At 73.0% G+C, this 16,251-nt stretch carries 15 protein-coding genes; 10 read left to right on the top strand and 5 right to left on the bottom strand.

The window, feature by feature from the left end; all coding sequences use genetic code 11:
- Window positions 1–130: 130 nt before the first annotated feature.
- Both FHG10_RS11105 and FHG10_RS11100 read left to right on the top strand, forming a co-directional pair.
- Complete coding sequence (locus tag FHG10_RS11105; protein WP_152353403.1) at window positions 131–1,342, top strand: cobalamin-independent methionine synthase II family protein; 1,212 nt, start codon at window positions 131–133, stop codon at window positions 1,340–1,342.
- 167 nt (window positions 1,343–1,509) lie between these two features.
- Window positions 1,510–2,655: a glycosyltransferase family 4 protein gene (locus FHG10_RS11100; RefSeq protein ID WP_152353402.1), complete on the top strand. Its 1,146-nt coding sequence runs from the start codon at window positions 1,510–1,512 to the stop codon at window positions 2,653–2,655.
- Window positions 2,656–2,696: 41 nt separating this feature from the next.
- Here FHG10_RS11100 and FHG10_RS11095 read toward each other — a convergent pair whose 3' ends face one another.
- Entirely contained in the window at window positions 2,697–3,437 is a 741-nt protein-coding gene (locus FHG10_RS11095) for a type 1 glutamine amidotransferase (protein ID WP_152353401.1), read from the bottom strand.
- Window positions 3,438–3,587: 150 nt separating this feature from the next.
- Between FHG10_RS11095 and FHG10_RS11090 the strand changes: the two genes are divergently transcribed.
- The 3 genes from FHG10_RS11090 (at window position 3,588) to FHG10_RS11080 (ending at window position 6,185) form a co-directional block, all read left to right on the top strand.
- Window positions 3,588–4,334, top strand: coding sequence for a gamma-glutamyl-gamma-aminobutyrate hydrolase family protein (locus FHG10_RS11090; RefSeq protein WP_152353400.1), 747 nt, complete (start codon window positions 3,588–3,590; stop codon window positions 4,332–4,334).
- Between the two features lie 32 nt (window positions 4,335–4,366).
- A complete protein-coding gene (locus FHG10_RS11085) occupies window positions 4,367–4,603 on the top strand; it encodes a hypothetical protein (RefSeq protein ID WP_152353399.1) in 237 nt (78 codons plus the stop codon).
- A 226-nt stretch (window positions 4,604–4,829) separates the two neighbouring features.
- Window positions 4,830–6,185, top strand: a complete 1,356-nt coding sequence (locus FHG10_RS11080) for an MFS transporter (RefSeq protein WP_227488189.1) — start codon at window positions 4,830–4,832, stop codon at window positions 6,183–6,185.
- Between the two features lie 106 nt (window positions 6,186–6,291).
- Here FHG10_RS11080 and FHG10_RS11075 read toward each other — a convergent pair whose 3' ends face one another.
- Both FHG10_RS11075 and FHG10_RS11070 read right to left on the bottom strand, forming a co-directional pair.
- The gene (locus tag FHG10_RS11075) at window positions 6,292–6,912 is read right to left on the bottom strand and encodes an L-threonylcarbamoyladenylate synthase (protein WP_152353397.1); all 621 of its coding nucleotides are present in this window, start codon (window positions 6,910–6,912) and stop codon (window positions 6,292–6,294) included.
- Between the two features lie 61 nt (window positions 6,913–6,973).
- Window positions 6,974–7,339: a DUF952 domain-containing protein gene (locus FHG10_RS11070; protein WP_152353396.1), complete on the bottom strand. Its 366-nt coding sequence runs from the start codon at window positions 7,337–7,339 to the stop codon at window positions 6,974–6,976.
- Between the two features lie 25 nt (window positions 7,340–7,364).
- Here FHG10_RS11070 and FHG10_RS11065 point away from each other — a divergent pair, with 25 nt between their 5' ends.
- The 4 genes from FHG10_RS11065 to FHG10_RS11050 all read left to right on the top strand — a co-directional run bounded on the left by FHG10_RS11065 (window position 7,365) and on the right by FHG10_RS11050 (window position 10,255).
- Window positions 7,365–7,718 (top strand): GNAT family N-acetyltransferase, encoded by a 354-nt coding sequence (locus FHG10_RS11065; RefSeq protein ID WP_152353395.1) that lies wholly within the window; start codon window positions 7,365–7,367, stop codon window positions 7,716–7,718.
- Window positions 7,715–8,203, top strand: a complete 489-nt coding sequence (locus FHG10_RS11060; RefSeq protein WP_152353394.1) for a low molecular weight protein-tyrosine-phosphatase — start codon at window positions 7,715–7,717, stop codon at window positions 8,201–8,203. Before FHG10_RS11065 ends, FHG10_RS11060 begins: the two co-directional genes overlap by 4 nt.
- An 85-nt stretch (window positions 8,204–8,288) precedes the next feature.
- Window positions 8,289–9,782: an amidase gene (locus FHG10_RS11055; RefSeq protein WP_227488188.1), complete on the top strand. Its 1,494-nt coding sequence runs from the start codon at window positions 8,289–8,291 to the stop codon at window positions 9,780–9,782.
- The gene (locus FHG10_RS11050) at window positions 9,779–10,255 is read left to right on the top strand and encodes an RNA-binding S4 domain-containing protein (protein WP_152353393.1); all 477 of its coding nucleotides are present in this window, start codon (window positions 9,779–9,781) and stop codon (window positions 10,253–10,255) included. The genes FHG10_RS11055 and FHG10_RS11050 overlap by 4 nt, the downstream gene beginning before the upstream one ends.
- Here FHG10_RS11050 and FHG10_RS11045 read toward each other — a convergent pair.
- The gene (locus FHG10_RS11045) at window positions 10,224–11,636 is read right to left on the bottom strand and encodes a PrsW family intramembrane metalloprotease (RefSeq protein ID WP_152353392.1); all 1,413 of its coding nucleotides are present in this window, start codon (window positions 11,634–11,636) and stop codon (window positions 10,224–10,226) included. The genes FHG10_RS11050 and FHG10_RS11045 overlap by 32 nt on opposite strands.
- 322 nt (window positions 11,637–11,958) lie before the next feature.
- Between FHG10_RS11045 and clpB the strand changes: the two genes are divergently transcribed.
- On the top strand, window positions 11,959–14,709 hold the full coding sequence (gene clpB / locus FHG10_RS11040; RefSeq protein ID WP_319803206.1) for an ATP-dependent chaperone ClpB: 2,751 nt from the start codon (window positions 11,959–11,961) through the stop codon (window positions 14,707–14,709).
- A 91-nt stretch (window positions 14,710–14,800) separates the two neighbouring features.
- Here clpB and FHG10_RS11035 read toward each other — a convergent pair whose 3' ends face one another.
- On the bottom strand, window positions 14,801–16,102 hold the full coding sequence (locus FHG10_RS11035; protein ID WP_152353391.1) for a hypothetical protein: 1,302 nt from the start codon (window positions 16,100–16,102) through the stop codon (window positions 14,801–14,803).
- Window positions 16,103–16,251 lie beyond the last annotated feature (149 nt).

Raw genomic sequence — 16,251 nt, 5'->3', positions numbered from 1 at the left:
GCGCTCCGCAGCGGACGCGTCGGGCGCGGGCCGGGCCGGGCCGATCCCGCCGGCCCGGCCCGGCCCGGCCGCATGAACCCGCGTGTCATCCGGTTTCGGACGGGGGCGTGGACCCCCGTAGCCTGCGGTCATGACCGAGATCCTCACCTCCCACGCCGGCTCCCTCCCGCGCACGCCCGAGCTCATCGACGCCAACGCGCGCCGCGAGGTCGCCGATGACGGCGTCACGCCGATCATCACCGACGAGTTCCGCCAGATCCTCGCCTCCGCGGTCGACGACATCGTCGCGCGCCAGCAGCGCGTGGGCATCTCCGTGCCCAACGACGGCGAGTACGGCCACGCCATGGGATCGGCCTACAACTACGGCACCTGGTGGAGCTACGTCTTCGACCGCGTGAGCGGACTGCAGATCACGGGCGTGGACCATCGCAGCCAGGAGCCCGTGCGCTCCGCGCCGGGCGACGTGCGCCTGACCTCCTTCGCGGACCGCCGCGACTGGGTGCGCTTCGCCGACGCCTACGCCGACCCGGCCTCCGGGATCTCGCTCGGCGAGCAGCACGTGTTCCCCGCGGCGACCGGCGAGGTCGCCTTCACCGAGCTCGGACGCGAGCTGGTCGCCCAGGACGCCGCGAACCTGCAGGCCGCGCTCGACGCGCACGGCATCGAGCAGGGGTTCCTCAACACCCTCTCGCCGGGATCGGGCAGCCGCATCCAGGACGACCACTACGGCGACGTCGACGCCTTCCTCGACGCGTGGGTCGAGGTCATGCGCCCGGAGTACCGCGCCATCGCCGACGCCGGGCTGCTGCTGCAGATCGATGACCCCTCGATCGCCGAGAACTTCGACCAGATCAACCCCGAGCCCACCGTCGAGGACTACCTCGACTTCACCCGCAAGCGCGTCGACGCGGTCAACCGCGCCCTCGAGGGGATCCCCGCCGAGCGGGTCCGGTTCCACCTGTGCTGGGGCTCCTGGCACGGTCCCCACACCACCGACCTCGAGTTCGCGCACCTCGCGCCCACGATGCTCGAGATCGACGCCAAGTACTTCAGCTTCGAGGCCGCGAACGTGCGCCACGAGCACGAGTGGACCGTGTGGGAGGACCTCGAGCTGCCCGCGGACAAGGTCATCGTCCCCGGCATCGTCTCCCACTCCACCAACGTGGTCGAGCACCCCGAGCTCGTCGCGCAGCGCATCGAGCGCTTCGCGAAGGTCGTGGGCCCCGAGCGCGTGATCGCCTCGACCGACTGCGGGCTGGGCGGGCGCATCCACCCGGACATCGCCTGGGCCAAGCTCGACTCCCTCGTGCAGGGCGCCGCGATCGCCTCCGCGAGGCTCTGAGGACCACCCGGACCGATCCGCCCGACCCGGCTCGGACCGGCCGGCCGGAGCCTGCCCGATCGGACCGGTCCGGACCGGTCCGATCCTCGGCCGACGTTCGCACGAACGTCGCCGACACGTCACGCCGGCGTGTCCTGCGGTATCCCGCTGCGGGACACGCTGAGCGCGTGAGGATCCTCGTCATCGCCGAGACGTTCCTGCCGCACATGAGCGGCGTGACCGGCTCCGTCCTGCACATGGCCGACCAGCTGACCGCCCGCGGGGACGACGTCTCCGTGATCGCGCCCCACCACGCGGGCGCGCCGGAGGCCCTGACCACTGCCTGCGGTGCGCGGGTGCCCATCCACGAGGTGCCGTCCCTGCCGCTCCCGGGCTACCCCGGGATCCGCGTGGCGACCGTCAGCGCGACGTCCCTGCGACGCGCCATCGCCGCCCACGCACCCGACGTCGTCCATCTCGCCTCCCCGATCGTGCTGGGCGGACGCGCCGCGATCGCCGCCCGCCAGCTCGACCTGCCCGTGGTCGCCGTCTACCAGACCGACGTGCCCGGCTTCGCCGCCGCCTACGGGCTGCCGTTCCTCGAGAACGCCTGCTGGCAGATCCTGCGCGACCTCCACCAGCGCGCGACCCTCACCCTCGCCCCGTCGACCGCCTCCCGCGACCTGCTCGCCTCCCATCAGATCCCGCGCATCCGTCTCTGGGGCCGCGGCGTGGACACCGAGCAGTTCCGTCCGACGGCGCGCTCCCGCGCCCTCCGCGACGAGCTCGCCGACCCCGCAGAGCGGATCGTCGCCTACGTGGGGCGCCTGGCGCCCGAGAAGCAGGTGCGCGACCTGCGCGTCGTCCACGACATGCCCGGGGTGCGCGTGGTGATCGTGGGCGACGGTCCGGAGCGCGCCGATCTCGAGCGGTCCATGCCGCGTGCCCGCTTCGTGGGATTCCGCCGCGGCGCCGACCTCGCCGCGCACCTCGCGAGCGCCGACCTGTTCATCCACCCCGGTGAGCACGAGACCTTCTGCCAGACCATCCAGGAGGCGATGGCCTCCGGCCTGCCCGCGATCGCCCCGCGCGCCGGGGGCCCGATCGACCTCATAGACCCCAGCCGCACCGGATGGCTGTACGCGCCCGGCGACCTCGCCGAGCTGCGTGCCCGCACCGCCGATCTGCTGTTCGACGACGCCAAGCGCGAGGCCATGGGCCGTGCCGCCCTCGACTCGGTGCGAGGGCGCTCCTGGAGCGCGCTCGCCGAACAGCTGCGCGGCCACTACGAGCAGGCCATCCTCGCCAACGCCGGAGTGCTCGCCCTGGGGTGAGCGCGCGGGGCGAATGCCCGCGACGGCGCGACGGCGCGCCGTCAGTCGCCGCGGACGATACGGGCGAAGGCGGCGAGCAGCGCCCGCCAGCTCTCGCGCGGGGCCTCGGCCTCCGCGACGGCCGCTGCGGCCTGCGCGGGCGTCACGCCCTCGGGCAGCAGGTCGCTCGACTCCGCCCAGCGGGCCACGACCCCCGGTGTCACCTCGGGGTGGAACTGCACGCCCCACGCGAGGTCCTCGGTGACGAAGGCCTGCACGGCGCCGTCGGTCCCGGAAGCGAGGAGACGGGAGGCAGGCGGGAGCGAGGTGATCTGATCCTGATGCCACTGCAGCACCCGGGGCTCCGCGCCGAGCGCGGCGATCAATCGATCCTCCCCGCCCTCGGCGGTGGGCACGACGGGCAGGATCCCGACCTCCGCGACCGCGCGGCGGCCCATGGCGCCCTCGAGCGCGAGGGCGAGCTGCTGCGCGCCCAGGCAGATGCCCAAGGTGGGCACGCGGCGGTCGCGCGCGGTGCGCACGAGCGCCCGCACCGCCGGGAACCAGGGATGACCGGCGTCGTCGTCGGCGTCCATGCCGCCGCCGAGCACCACGAGCCCCTCGACGCCTCGCAGATCGTCCGGCACCTGCTCGCCGCGGTGCGCGCGCACGAGACGCAGCGTCACGCCCTCGGCGTCGAGCACCTCGGCGAGCACCGCGGGAGGGCAGTCCGCCTCGTGCTCGATCACGAGCACCTCCGGCAGGTCCAGGGCGGGGGAGGGGTCCGGGTTCTCGGGCGACATGGGGGATTCCTACCAGAGCCCGTCACATTCGGCCACACACGTGGACCGGGCACCGCGCGGGGGAGTGATATGGACTCCGTCGGCCCGACCGGGACCGGCGCCACAGCACCGCACCCGCCGGACACCGGCATCGAACAGGAAGGACCTCTCATGGCCGAGCGCACTCGTCGCCCGCTCATCGGCGTGACCGCTGGGACGTCCCGCCTGATGTCCGGCGCCTGGGAGGGCCACGAGGCGGTGGTTCTCACCGAGCACTACGTCGAGGCGATCCGCCGCGCGGGTGCCCGGCCGGTGATCCTCGCCCCGCAGGACGCGTGGACCGACGAGGAGCTCGCCGAGCTCGACGGCATCGTCCTCAGCGGCGGCGCCGACCTCGATCCCGCGCTGTACGGCGCCGAGGCCCGGGAGACCGACATGACGCCCGCCCCGGAGCGCGACGCCTTCGAGACCGCGCTCTATCGGGCCGCCCGCCGCGTGGGCCTGCCGGTCCTGGGCATCTGCCGCGGTCTGCAGGTCATCACCGTCGCCGAGGGCGGCGACCTCCACCAGCACCTTCCCGCGGACCTCCCGCAGCACCCGGTGACCGGGCAGCGTCCCACCCGCGTCGAGGTCGAGGTGGATGCCGCGAGCGACACGGCGCTCGCCGTGGGCACCCGTCCCGAGGTCACCGCGTTCCACCACCAGGGCGTGCGCACCGTGGGCGAGGGCCTGCGCGCCGTCGGACACCATGCGAGCGGCCTCCCGCTCGCCCTCGAGGCGACCGCCGGCTCCCCGGTCCTGGCCGTCCAGTGGCACCCCGAGCTCGACCGCGAGGGCGATGGCCTGTTCGAGGCGCTCGTCACCGCGATCGGCAGCGTGCACTCCTGCGCGGACGGGGCCCGTGCTGGTCTAGGATGAGGGATGTCCCCGCCGTACCCCCTGGAGGAATGATGAGCTCCGCCACCGACCCGCACACGCAGCAGCCCCGTGAGGAGACCAGCACCCCCTCCACCCACAACCCCGTGGTGACCTGGGTGCTGTTCATCGTCGTGTTCGGCCTGTTCATCGCCGGCCTGTGGGTCATGAGCCTCTACACGATCGCGTGGTTCCTCTTCGTGATCGGGCTGCTCATGTGCATCCTCTCCCTGTTCCTCGCCTTCCAGGCGATACCCGCGCTGCTGCGCTGAGTCCGCAGCCGCGCCACCGCTGATCGTGAGCGGCGCCCGACGACGGGCTCCGCATCGCGCCGACGGGCCCCGCTCTCCGCCGCCGGAGAGCGGGGCCCGTTCTCGCTCCGCAGCGCGTGGGCCGCCCGACCGGCCCCGACCGGTCCTCCGCCCGCACGGGCGGCCCTCCGCATCACCGCGTTCCACCGCAGACCACCGCCGCTCACCTCCCGGAAGCCTGGTGCACGTGTCCTCCGCCCACTCCTCGTCCCGCTCGCCGCGACCCGTCCGCGCCCCCATCGCCGCCGATGCCCGGCACGCGCGCTGGGCGGTCTCGCTGATCTTCTTCCTCAACGGGGCATCGTTCTGCGCGATCCTGCCGCGGTACCCCCAGCTCGTGGAGTCCATCGGCCTGTCCAACGGGTCCTTCGGGCTCGCCGTCGGCCTCGGCCCCATCGGCGGGCTCGCGGCGGGCCTGCTCGCGGCCCCGCTGATGGCGCGCTTCGGATCGGCGCGGGTCGCGGTGGCGTTCCAGATCATCGCGAGCACGGTGCATCTGCTCGTGTACACCGCAGCCAGCTGGCTGTGGCTGGCCGTCGCGCTCTTCCTCGCGGCCGCGAGCGACTCGATCACCGATGTCTCCATGAACTCCCACGGCATGCGCGTCGAGCGCCGCTACGGGCGCTCGATCCTCAACAGCTACCACGGCTGGTGGTCGCTCGGGGCCGTGACCGGCGGCATCCTGGGATCGGTGTGCGCCCAGCTGGCGGTGCCCCTGTGGCTCCAGGGCATCGTCGGCCTCGTGGTCTTCGGCGCCCTCGCCGTGGGCGGCAGGCGCTTCCTGCTCACGGGGCACGACTCGACGGAACGGCGCCCGGCGGCGCTCGAGGCGGGCCTCGCCGCTCCCTCCGCGGCCTCCGCGGGCGTTCCGGAACCCGGGGCCGAGGAGGAGGTCGTCGCGGACGGCGCCCAGAGCGCAGGCGCCCCGGGCGTGGGCGCGTCGTCGGTGACCCGTGCGAGCACCACGCGCGGCCTGATGCTGATCGCCGCGCTCGGGCTCGTGCTCGTCTTCGCCGGCGCCACGGAGGATGCGGGCAACACCTGGGGAGCGCTGTTCATGCGGGACACCTTCGACGCGACGCCGTTCCTCGCGGGCCTCGCCTTCGTCGCCCTGCAGGGCGCGCAGACCGTCGGCCGCTTCCTGGGGGACGGAGTGGTGGACCGCCTCGGCGACCGCCTCACCGCACGGATCGGCGCGCTCCTCAGCGGGGCGGGCATGGCGATGGCCCTGGTCTTCCCGCATCCGGCGACGGCGCTGATCGGCTTCGCGTGCGCGGGCTGGGGGATCGCGACGCTGTTCCCCGCGGCCTTCCGCGCCGCCGACGAGATGGAGGGCGTTCCGCACGGGCTCGGCATCACCGTGGTCGGCTGGTTCGCCCGCATCGGCTTCTTCGTGACGCCGCCGATCGTGGGTGCCCTCGCCGACGCCCTCACCCTGCGCTACGCGCTCTGGCTCGTGCCCGTCTACGCCGTGGGGATCCTCGTGTTCTCCGGCGTGCTCTCGCCGCGCACGCGGGCGCAGGCCGAGGCCGCCCGGAGCTGACGAGGCCGGAGCTGACGAGGCCGGAGCTGACGAGGCCGGAGCTGACGCGCCCGGGATCAGGCAGCCCGGTACTGACGTCGGCCGGGGCCGGGCCCGCCGCGTCGACTCACTGCAGGAGCGAGAGATCCCCCGCGCCCTCGCGCCGGATCTCCGCGAGATCCCCGGTGAGGTCGATGACGCTCGTGGGCTCGGTGCCCACGTCGCCCGAGTCGATGATGACGTCGAGCTGGTGGTCGAGCGCCTGCTGGACCTGCCAGCCCTGCGAGGGCGGGGTCTCCTCGCCGGGCAGCAGCAGGGTCGAGGAGACGATCGGCTCGCCGAGGGCCTCCACGAGTGCCCGGTCCACGCGGCTGTCGGGGATGCGCACCCCCACGGTCTTCTTCTTCGGATGGGCCATCCTGCGGGGCACCTCCTTGGTGGCCCGCAGGATGAACGTGTACGGCCCCGGGGTCAGGTTCTTGACCAGGCGGAACGTGGGGTTGGAGACCAGCACGAACTGCGAGAGCTGCGCGAAGTCCGCGCAGACGAGCGTGAAGTCGTGGTCGGAGCCGACCTGCCGGATGCGGCGGATGCGCTCGAGCCCCTCATGCGCCTCGAGCGCGCAGCCCAGTGCGTAGCAGGAGTCGGTGGGGTAGGCGATCAGCCCGCCGTCGCGCAGCACGCGCACTGTCTGCTCGATGAGGCGCGGCTGCGGGTCCACGGGATGGATGTCCAGATATCGGGCCATGCCCGATGCTACGTCCGGCGGGGGCCGAGGGGGAGGGACAGGAAGTTCTCGCGCGATCCGCTCAGGCGACGACCACGAACTCCCGACCCAGCCACTTGGTGCGGCGCAGGCGGACCACGGCGCTGATCGGCACGGGACCGCGGATGTGCGGATAGGAGCGGCCGGTGCCGCGGGAGTCCTCCTCCACGTCCACGGCGATGCCCGCGGCCTCGACGCGCTGCACGTCGATCTCGAGGATCACCAGGTCCGTCGGCCGATCCGGATAGACGCGCTTGGCGACCATCGAGATCTGCTCGGGCCAGGAGGCGTGGATGAAGCCGACCTCGGCGAGGCTGCGGCCGCGGGTGGAGCACGTGTAGCGCCCGGTGGGCACCGCCGCGTCCCAGGAGGAGCGTTCGGTGATGTGCCAGATCAGGGGCGCGGGCATGACCGGCAGTGTACCGTGATGCCCCATGGGAGCACGGGGACGGATCGTCGAGGGACTGCGCATCGCGCACGCGGCGGACCGGGAGAGATTCGAGGCGCTGCTGGACGACCGCCTGGTGGGCGTCCTCCAGTACGGTCCGGGCAGTGCCGAGGGCGTGCGGGATCTGCGCTCGACCGTCGTCTCCCCGGAGCACGGCGGCCAGGGCATCGGCACCGCGCTCGTGCAGGAGGCCCTCGCCGAGACCGCCGAGGAGGGCCTGGACGTCGAGGCGACCTGCTGGTTCGCCCGCGGTTACCTCGAACGTCATCCCGCAGGGCCCCGTTCCACGCAGCGTCCCACCGACGAGGTCGGCCCCGAGCCGCAGGAGGGCGACGCGTGACCTTCAGGATCATCACCGTGTGCACCGGCAACATCTGCCGCTCGCCGATGGCGGAGTACATGCTGCGCGGCGCGTTCGAGGACGAGGGCCTGGCGGACCAGGTCGAGATCTCCTCCGCGGGCACCACGAGCTGGGAGACCGGCGAACCCATCGATCCTCGGGCCGGGGCGAAGCTGCGCGAGCTCGGATTCGACCCCTCCGGCCACCGGGCGCGGCAGGTCACGCCTGAGGAGCTGCGCGAGGTCGACCTGGTGCTGGCCCTGGACCACGATCACGTCGGGCCGCTCGAGCGGATCGGCGGGCGCGGCGTCTCCGAGCGCCTGCGCATGCTGCGCGAGTTCGATCCCGAGGCCCCGGAGGACCTGGGCATCCGCGACCCCTGGTACGGCGACAGCAGCGACTTCGAGGACACCGCCCGCAAGATCGAGGCCGCCTCCCGCGGCATCGTCGAGCACGTGCGCGGACACCTCCCCGCCCGCGGCTGAGCGCCCTCCCCGCGCCGGACATCGGGCGCACCGGACGAGGCGCCCGCGTGAGACCCTGGCATCCCGCGATGCAGGAGGAGCTCCGATGACCATGCCCACGGCGGACCCCCTCCGCCTCGACACCCTCGCGCTCGCCCGCGCGCTGCGCGACGGCGAGGTCGACGTCCGCGAGCACACCGAGAGGGTCCTCGCGCAGGCGCGCTCCGTCGGCCCCCGTGTCGGAGCCTTCGCACATCTTCTCGAGGAGCGCAGCCGCACCCAGGCCGAGACCGCCGCCCGGGAGCTCGCCGCCGCACGCAGCGGCTCCGCCCGGGAGGAGCTCGCGAGGTCCCGTCCCGTGCTCGGCGTGCCGCTGCCCATCAAGGACCTCACCCGGATCCAGGGCGAGCCCTTCGAGGCCGGCAGCGCGGTCCTCGCCGGCACCCGCGCTGACGTCACCGACGGCGTCGCCCAGGACATCCTCGACGCGGGCACCGTGACCATCGGGAAGACGACGACCCCCGAGTTCGGACTGCCCTGCTACACCGAGCCCGCCACCACGGCGCCCGCCCGCACGCCCTGGGACACCCGCCGCACCGCCGGCGGCTCGAGCGGGGGAGCGGCCGCGGCCGTCGCCAGCGGCATCGTGCCGATCGCCCAGGGATCCGACGGCGGCGGCTCGATACGCATCCCCGCCGCCTGCTGCGGCATCGTGGGGATCAAGCCCTCGCGCGGACTCGTGTCCCCGGGGCCGCACGGCGCCGAGGGGCCGGGGCTGGTGACCGATGGCATCCTCGCCCGCACCGTGCGCGACGCGGCCCTCGGGCTCGATCTGATCGCCCGTGTGCGTCCCGGCGACGCCTGGGGCCGACGCGCCCCTCGCGGGGGCTATCTCGCACCGCTCGAGCAGGCCGCAGGCGGGCTCCCCGGCGCGGGCGGGAGCGGGACGGGACTGCGTATCGGCGTGCTCACCGAGCCCCTCGCGATCGCGACCGACGTGCACCCGGCGGCGCTGCGCGCCGTCGAGCGCGCGAGCGCTCTGCTGCGCGCGCTCGGACACGAGGTCACGGCGGTGCCCGCGCCCTTCGACACCACGCGTTGGCGCACGTTCATGCCGCTGTGGACCGTCGGCGCCGCCGCCCTGGACCTCCCGCCCGAGGCCGAGGCGCTGCTCCTGCCGCTCACCCGCTGGCTGCGCGAGCGCGGGCGCGAGTACGACGGCCGCGCCGTCACCGGCGCGCTCGCGGGGATGCAGATGCTGGCCCGGGAGGTGGGGGAGGCCTTCGACGGCCTCGACGTCGTGATCACGCCGTCCCTCGCCGCGCCGCCCGCGTTCCCCGCGGAGCTCCAGCTCGAGGATCCCGAGGCGGATTTCGACGCCCAGTGCGCCTTCACGCCGTGGACGAGCACCTGGAACATGACCGGGCGCGCGGCGATGTCGGTGCCTCTGCACCGCGAGGAGATCGACGGCATCGAGCTGCCCTTCGGCGTGCAGCTGGGCGCTGTGCGCGGCGGCGACGAAGAGCTGCTGTTCGCGCTCGCCGCCCAGCTGGAGCAGGCCGATCCCTGGCCGCTCGTGCGCGAGGTCGACGTCCCATGAGCGGCGGGCAGGGGCCGATCGGGGCGTCGGGCCCGACGGGTCCGACGGCGGTGCGCGTGGACGTGTGGCTGTGGAGCGTGCGCCTGTTCCCGACCCGCTCGGCCGCGACGGCGGCCTGCCGCGGCGGCCACGTGCGCCGCGACGGCGACCTCGTGAAGGCCTCGCAGCGGATCTCCGTGGGCGACGAGCTGCGAGTGCGGCGTCCCGGACGCGAGCGGATCATCGTGGTCACCCGCCTGCTCGAGAAGCGGGTGGGCGCGCCCGTCGCCCGCGAGGCCTACGAGGACCATTCGCCCGAGCCCGCGCCGCAGCTGCTCGCGGCGCCGCCCCGCCGCGACCGCGGCGCCGGCCGGCCCACCAAGAAGGATCGACGGGAGATGGACCGCCTGCGCGGTCGCGGGGCAAATCCCGTCGACGCCCTCGGCGAGAGCTCCGTCGACCTCAGGCCCGGGAGAGCAGCGCGCGGCGATTGACCGTGAGACGGTCCAGCAGCTGCCTCTCGTGCGCGGTGGCCTTCGGGCTCGCCCCGTCGGCCAGCAGTCGCTGGCGGGTAGCGGCCAGTTCCGCCGACTCCCGGATGAAGCGCTTCATGACGGGCAGGGCGCCCATCGTGCGCGCCCAGGAGCGGCCCTCCCGACGTCCCTTCCAGGTGCCCAGCATCGTGACCTCCTCGTGCGTGAGCCAGCCGAGGTTCGCGTACTCGCCCAGGCGCACGCGCGTCAGGCGCGACTCGTCCCAGACCAGCACGGCGATCAGGCCGAGCCACAGGGCCGAGAGCACGAACTCCAGCAGCAGCATGATGATCAGGCCCTCGAGGTCGGGGAACAGGAACGAGGACAGGTTCCACATGCAGTGCAGGAACATGCCCGGCCACGTCGCCACGAGGTAGACGAGCGCACCCGGCACGGTGCCCCACTTGCGCGCGACGAGTCCCATGATCACGCCGGTCAGCGAGGTGTAGATGGCGTGGCCGAAGATGCCGATGATCCCGCGGATCACCACGGTCGACGCGACGGTCGTGACGGCGCCGTGGTCCCAGGCGCTCCCGTAGTAGGTGATGTTCTCGGTGAACGCGAATCCGCCGCCGATGAGGGCCCCGTAGACGAGTCCGTCGAGCGGGCCGTTGAAGTAGCGCCGTCCCACCAGGAACAGCACCACCAGGCCGAGGCCCTTTGCGCTCTCCTCGGTGAAGGGCGCGCTGATCACGGCCCCCACGAACGACGCGGCGCCCTCATCGCCCGTCACCTGGTAGGCGAGGATCGAGACGACCGTGTTGACCACGTACGCCGTGCCCGCGGCGGCTGCCGCGCCCCACAGCACGGCGCTGATCAGCAGGGGGATCGGCTGCGGATCCCAGCGGTCCGCGAGCACGATCACGCCGACGATGACGACGAGGGAGAACGAGGCGAGGACGGCCTCGAGCACCCAGGCGCCGGGGCTCGAGCCCTCCAGCACGTACAGGAGGAAGAGCAGGGTGAGGAGCACGAGCAGCCCGAGTCCCAGGAGCACCGCGAGGATCCAGCCCAGCACGATCGGCAGCGGCATGCCCGCCTTCGGCTGCTGCTGGACCTCCTGGATGCGGCGGGTCTGCGTCGCCCACGCCGAATCCGGCTGCTCCTGCTGCGGGCGCTGCGCCGGTGCGGGAGCGAAGCGGGCGCGCGTCAGCGGACCTGCGGGACGGCTCGAGGTGTCGTACAGGCGCGGCAGTTCGTAATGGACGTACTGGTCGCCGGCCTGCTGCGCGGGCGCCGGCTGCTGCTGGGGGACCGGCTGCTGCTCCCGCGGCGGGGGCTGGAGGGGGCGCCGCTGCGGAGGCTGCTGCGGGGGCTGCGGTGCGGACGGCGGATGCGTCATGGGGTCCTCGCGGGGAACGGGAACGGCGGGCGGGAGCCGAGGAGGCGCCGGAGTGCCGATGCTACCGGGAGGGGGATTCCGTCACGGGGGAGGGCCGACGATTGTGGACGACGGCGGCTGCCCCGACACCCTGCGCGAGTATCGTGAGGCAGGCCACGGGGAGACCAGGGTTGAGCGGAATAGACTCAACTTCCCTGACGTTGCATCTCATGTCGGGTCGCGAGGGATCGTGCCCCGCAATGCGCCTCATCGAGAGCGCGTGTGCGGGCGTGATCGTCGCAGCGGCCCGGAATCGACCATCCACGAACCGGAGGCAGCGACTGTGGAGTTCCACTTCACCACCCGTTCCCAGGAAGCCGTGGCCCAGGCCGCCGAACGGGCGGCGGAGCTCGGCAACCCCCAGGTCCTCGCGATCCACCTGCTGTGGGCTCTCGCCCAGCAGAAGGACGGCATCGCGCGCGCCCTGCTCGAGAAGGTCGGGGCGGACCCCGACCGCATCGTCGAGCGCTCCCAGCGGGCGATCGACGCCCTGCCGCGCGTGAGCGGCAGCGACACCCATCCGACCTTCGTCGGCAGCGGGTACGACGCCCTCGAGGCGGCGCGCCGCGAGGCGGACGATGCCGACCGCACCCATCTGTCCACCGAGCACCTCCTGATCGGCATCGCGCTCGGCAAGGACGACGCCGCACGGCTGGCCGCCGATTTCGGCGCGACGCCCCGCACGCTGCGCGATGCCCTTCCTGCACTGATCGGAGAGAACCCCATGGATACGGAGAACCCTGAATCGACCTTCGAGAGCCTGGAGAAGTTCGGCCTCGACCTCACCGAGCAGGCCCGCGAGGGCAGGCTCGACCCGGTGATCGGCCGCGACGCCGAGATCCGTCGCGTGGTGCAGGTGCTCAGCCGCCGCACCAAGAACAACCCCGTGCTGATCGGCGAGCCCGGCGTCGGCAAGACCGCCGTCGTCGAGGGCCTCGCCCAGCGCATCGTCGCGGGCGACGTCCCGGCCTCCCTGCGGGACAAGACCCTGATCTCCCTCGACCTGTCCTCGATGGTGGCCGGCTCGAAGTACCGCGGCGAGTTCGAGGAGCGGATGAAGGCCGTCCTCGACGAGATCCGCACGTCCAACGGCCAGATCATCACGTTCATCGACGAGCTGCACACGGTCGTCGGCGCCGGCGGCGGCGGTGACGGCTCGATGGACGCGGGCAACATGCTCAAGCCCATGCTCGCCCGCGGCGAGCTGCGCATGGTGGGCGCGACCACGCTCGACGAGTACCGCGAGAACATCGAGAAGGACCCCGCTCTCGAGCGGCGCTTCCAGCAGGTCTTCGTCGGCGAGCCGAGCGTCGAGGACACCATCACGATCCTGCGCGGGCTCAAGGACAAGTACGAGGCGCACCACAAGGTCTCGATCACCGATGCCGCGCTGGTCGCCGCCGCGACGCTCTCGGACCGCTACATCTCGGGCCGCCAGCTGCCGGACAAGGCGATCGACCTGGTCGACGAGGCCGCGTCGCGCCAGCGCATGGAGCTCGACTCCTCCCCGGTGGAGCTCGACATCCTGCGTCGCCAGGTGGACCGCCTGAAGATGGAGGAGCTGGCCCTGCAGGGCAGCGACGATCCGGGCAGCCAGGCGCAGCTCGGATCGGTGCGCGGCCAGCTGGCCGACCGCACGGAGAAGATGGACGAGCTCTCGGTGCGCTGGGAGCGCGAGAAGGCCGGGCTGAACAAGGTCGGCGACCTCAAGGCCCAGCTCGAGCAGCTGCGCATGCAGGCCGACCGCGCCCAGCGCGAGGGCGACCTCACCGCCGCCTCGAAGATCCTGTACGGGGACATCCCCGCGCTCAAGAGCCAGCTCGTGGACGCCGAGGAGGTCGAGGCCTCGGGCGAGGCCGAGGAGTCCCGTCCGCTGGTCTCCGACCGCGTGGGCCCCGACGACATCGCCGAGGTTGTCTCCAACTGGACCGGCATCCCCGCCGGGCGCATGCTGCAGTCCGAGACGCAGAAGCTCCTGGACATGGAGGACATCATCGGGGAGCGCCTGATCGGGCAGCGCCAGGCCGTCACCGAGGTCTCCGACGCCGTACGCCGTGCCCGCGCGGGCATCGCCGACCCGAACCGTCCCACCGGATCGTTCCTGTTCCTGGGACCGACGGGCGTGGGCAAGACCGAGCTGGCCAAGTCGCTCGCGCAGTTCCTGTTCGACGACGAGCGCGCGATGACCCGCATCGACATGTCCGAGTACGGGGAGAAGCACAGCGTCTCCCGTCTGGTCGGCGCCCCTCCGGGATACGTCGGCTACGAGGAGGGCGGTCAGCTCACGGAGGCGGTCCGCCGCCGCCCGTACACGGTCGTGCTGCTGGACGAGATCGAGAAGGCCCACCCGGACGTCTTCGACATCCTGCTGCAGGTCCTCGACGACGGCCGTCTGACCGACGGCCAGGGCCGCACGGTGGACTTCCGCAACGCGATCCTGATCCTCACCTCGAACCTGGGGGCGCACTTCCTGCAGGACCAGGCGCTCGGCGAGAAGGAGCGTCACGAGAACGTCATGAACGTGGTGCGGGCGAGCTTCAAGCCCGAGTTCCTGAACCGCCTGGACGACGTCATCATGTTCGACGCCCTGGACCGGCAGCAGCTCGCCAGGATCGTGCGCCTGCAGGTGGCCTCGGTCTCCGCGCGGCTCGCCGAGCGCCGGATCACCCTCGACGTCGACGACGCCGCGACCCAGTGGCTGGCCGACGAGGGCTTCGACCCGCTCTACGGGGCGCGGCCACTCAAGCGGCTCGTGCAGAAGGAGATCGGCGACGCCCTGGCGCGCATGATCCTGCGCGGCACGGTGCACGACGGGGACCACGTCTCCGCCGGCGTCGCGGGAGACCGGTCGGCTCTGGAGCTGCACGTGGCCGGCTCGGCCGACGAGGACGACGAGGAGCAGGAGTCCGATGCCGAGGCCCGGGAGGCGGAGGACGCGATCCTCGAGGACACCTCCGCCCCGCGGGACACCGAGGCCCCGGTCGACCTCTCGGGCGCCGACCTCGGCGGCGAGGACGAGGACGCGCTGCGATGAGCACCCGCGCTCCGCGGCGATGAACCCCCGGTCCGCAGGGCCCCATCCGCCATCGTGGTGGACGGGGCCCTGCGGCGTCCGGGGCCGTTCCTCACTCGTCCCAGGGCATGGGGGCGACCTTCCGGCGCATCTCCAGCAGCGGCTCGGTGTCGGTGAGGTTGGCCCTGCGGCGCTCGAAGTCCTCCACGAATCCGTCGACCTCTCGCTGGCGGGCGCGCAGCGCATCGCCGTCGATGCCCGTGCCCCGGAAGACCGGGGAGTCCAGGATGTCGGCCTCCGCCTCCAGCTGGGTCGAGACCATCGGGCCGAAGGAGGAGATCGGCGTGGATGTCGCGGTGTGCGCGGCGATCCCCAGCTCGCGGTAGGCGCCGGTCTCCATGGCCCGCGCCGCGCCCTGGAGATCCCCCTCGCCCAGGGCTCCGCCCACCTCGTCCTTCGTCTGCAGGGCGCCGCCGAGGAGCTGATCCGTGCCCGACAGCATCGAGCCGACGGAGGACTTCTCGCCGAACAGCGCCTCGTCAGGTGCATGGGAGAGCCGCATGGCGGCGAACAGCGGTGCCGTCTCCTCGCCGAGGCCGTGCTCGGTCGCGAACGTTTCCAAGCGCCCGCGCATCGCCTCGACGCGGTCCCGGGCGTCCAGCGCGGCCTGGGCCTCGCCGGCATAGGGAACGCGCGCGAGCAGCGAGTGCCGCAGCTCGGACCCCTGCTGCTCATAGGCCGCATCGAGGTCGAAGGACGGATCATGGGGGCGCACCGGTGCGTCGAGCGCCGCCGCGCGCTCCCGCACCGCATCCGCGAGACCGGGGCCGATCGGATGGGCGAAGGGCTTCCCGGGAGCCAGCCAGCCGGGGACCGGGCGCTGGGTGAGCTCGAAGAGCTTCTTCGCGAGCTTGGAGGAGGTCTCGTTCACCCAGCGGCTCATGCCCTCCGGATCGTCGTATCCCAGCGGATGCGGTTCGACGAGACCGTGCACATCGTCCTCGTCGAGCCCGGTCGCGTCCTCGAACAGGTCGAAGAGGCCATGGCGAGCCATCGCGCCGAGATCGAGGCCGTCGTCACCGGAGCCCGGGCCGATCTGCGCCCCGCCGGCCGCCGGCCCGATCGCCGCCGCCTCCGCCCCGCCCGCTCCCGGCGCGGAGCTCACCCGCTCCTGCTCATCGGCCTGGGAGCGCAGGTCATCGGCGAGGGCGCGCAGCCTCGCGCTGTGCGAGCACAGCTGCCGCCCCGCGTTCGCCGCAGCGGCGCGGAAGCTCTCCGCATCGGGCCCCTCCCACCGCAGACCTCCGGCGGCATCGAGCACGCCGGCCCGCGTCTGCAGTCCCGAGGCGGCACTCTCGAAACGTCGGGCGAGCTGCTGCATCTGCACCGTGTCGCATCCCAGGAATCCACTCATGCCGCGGACGCTACGCAGAAGCGGCCGCGGACGCCGGGGGAGCGGCGCCGCTGTGGAGAACTCGCGGTGGGGAGGACTCGTGGGGATCGAGGAGCTCCGCGTCCGCGGGTCCGAAGGGCAGGAGACTCCGCGTGCCGCCCATCGCCCGT

Source organism: Brachybacterium subflavum (assembly GCF_009299795.1).
GTDB classification, from domain to species: Bacteria; Actinomycetota; Actinomycetes; order Actinomycetales; family Dermabacteraceae; genus Brachybacterium; species Brachybacterium subflavum.
The sequence above is the reverse complement of the archived record's forward strand: the minus strand, read 5'-3'. Positions and strand labels throughout refer to the sequence as shown.

Bases quoted from the DNA above. Each gene is read 5' to 3' on its own strand.
- FHG10_RS11105 (WP_152353403.1), top strand. From the start codon at position 131: ATGACCGAGATCCTCACCTCCCACGCCGGCTCCCTCCCGCGCACGCCC.
- FHG10_RS11095 (WP_152353401.1), bottom strand. From the start codon at position 3,437: ATGTCGCCCGAGAACCCGGACCCCTCCCCCGCCCTGGACCTGCCGGAG.
- FHG10_RS11090 (WP_152353400.1), top strand. From the start codon at position 3,588: ATGGCCGAGCGCACTCGTCGCCCGCTCATCGGCGTGACCGCTGGGACG.
- FHG10_RS11085 (WP_152353399.1), top strand. From the start codon at position 4,367: ATGAGCTCCGCCACCGACCCGCACACGCAGCAGCCCCGTGAGGAGACC.
- FHG10_RS11075 (WP_152353397.1), bottom strand. From the start codon at position 6,912: ATGGCCCGATATCTGGACATCCATCCCGTGGACCCGCAGCCGCGCCTC.
- FHG10_RS11070 (WP_152353396.1), bottom strand. From the start codon at position 7,339: ATGCCCGCGCCCCTGATCTGGCACATCACCGAACGCTCCTCCTGGGAC.
- FHG10_RS11065 (WP_152353395.1), top strand. From the start codon at position 7,365: ATGGGAGCACGGGGACGGATCGTCGAGGGACTGCGCATCGCGCACGCG.
- FHG10_RS11055 (WP_227488188.1), top strand. From the start codon at position 8,289: ATGACCATGCCCACGGCGGACCCCCTCCGCCTCGACACCCTCGCGCTC.
- FHG10_RS11050 (WP_152353393.1), top strand. From the start codon at position 9,779: ATGAGCGGCGGGCAGGGGCCGATCGGGGCGTCGGGCCCGACGGGTCCG.
- FHG10_RS11045 (WP_152353392.1), bottom strand. From the start codon at position 11,636: ATGACGCATCCGCCGTCCGCACCGCAGCCCCCGCAGCAGCCTCCGCAG.
- FHG10_RS11035 (WP_152353391.1), bottom strand. From the start codon at position 16,102: ATGAGTGGATTCCTGGGATGCGACACGGTGCAGATGCAGCAGCTCGCC.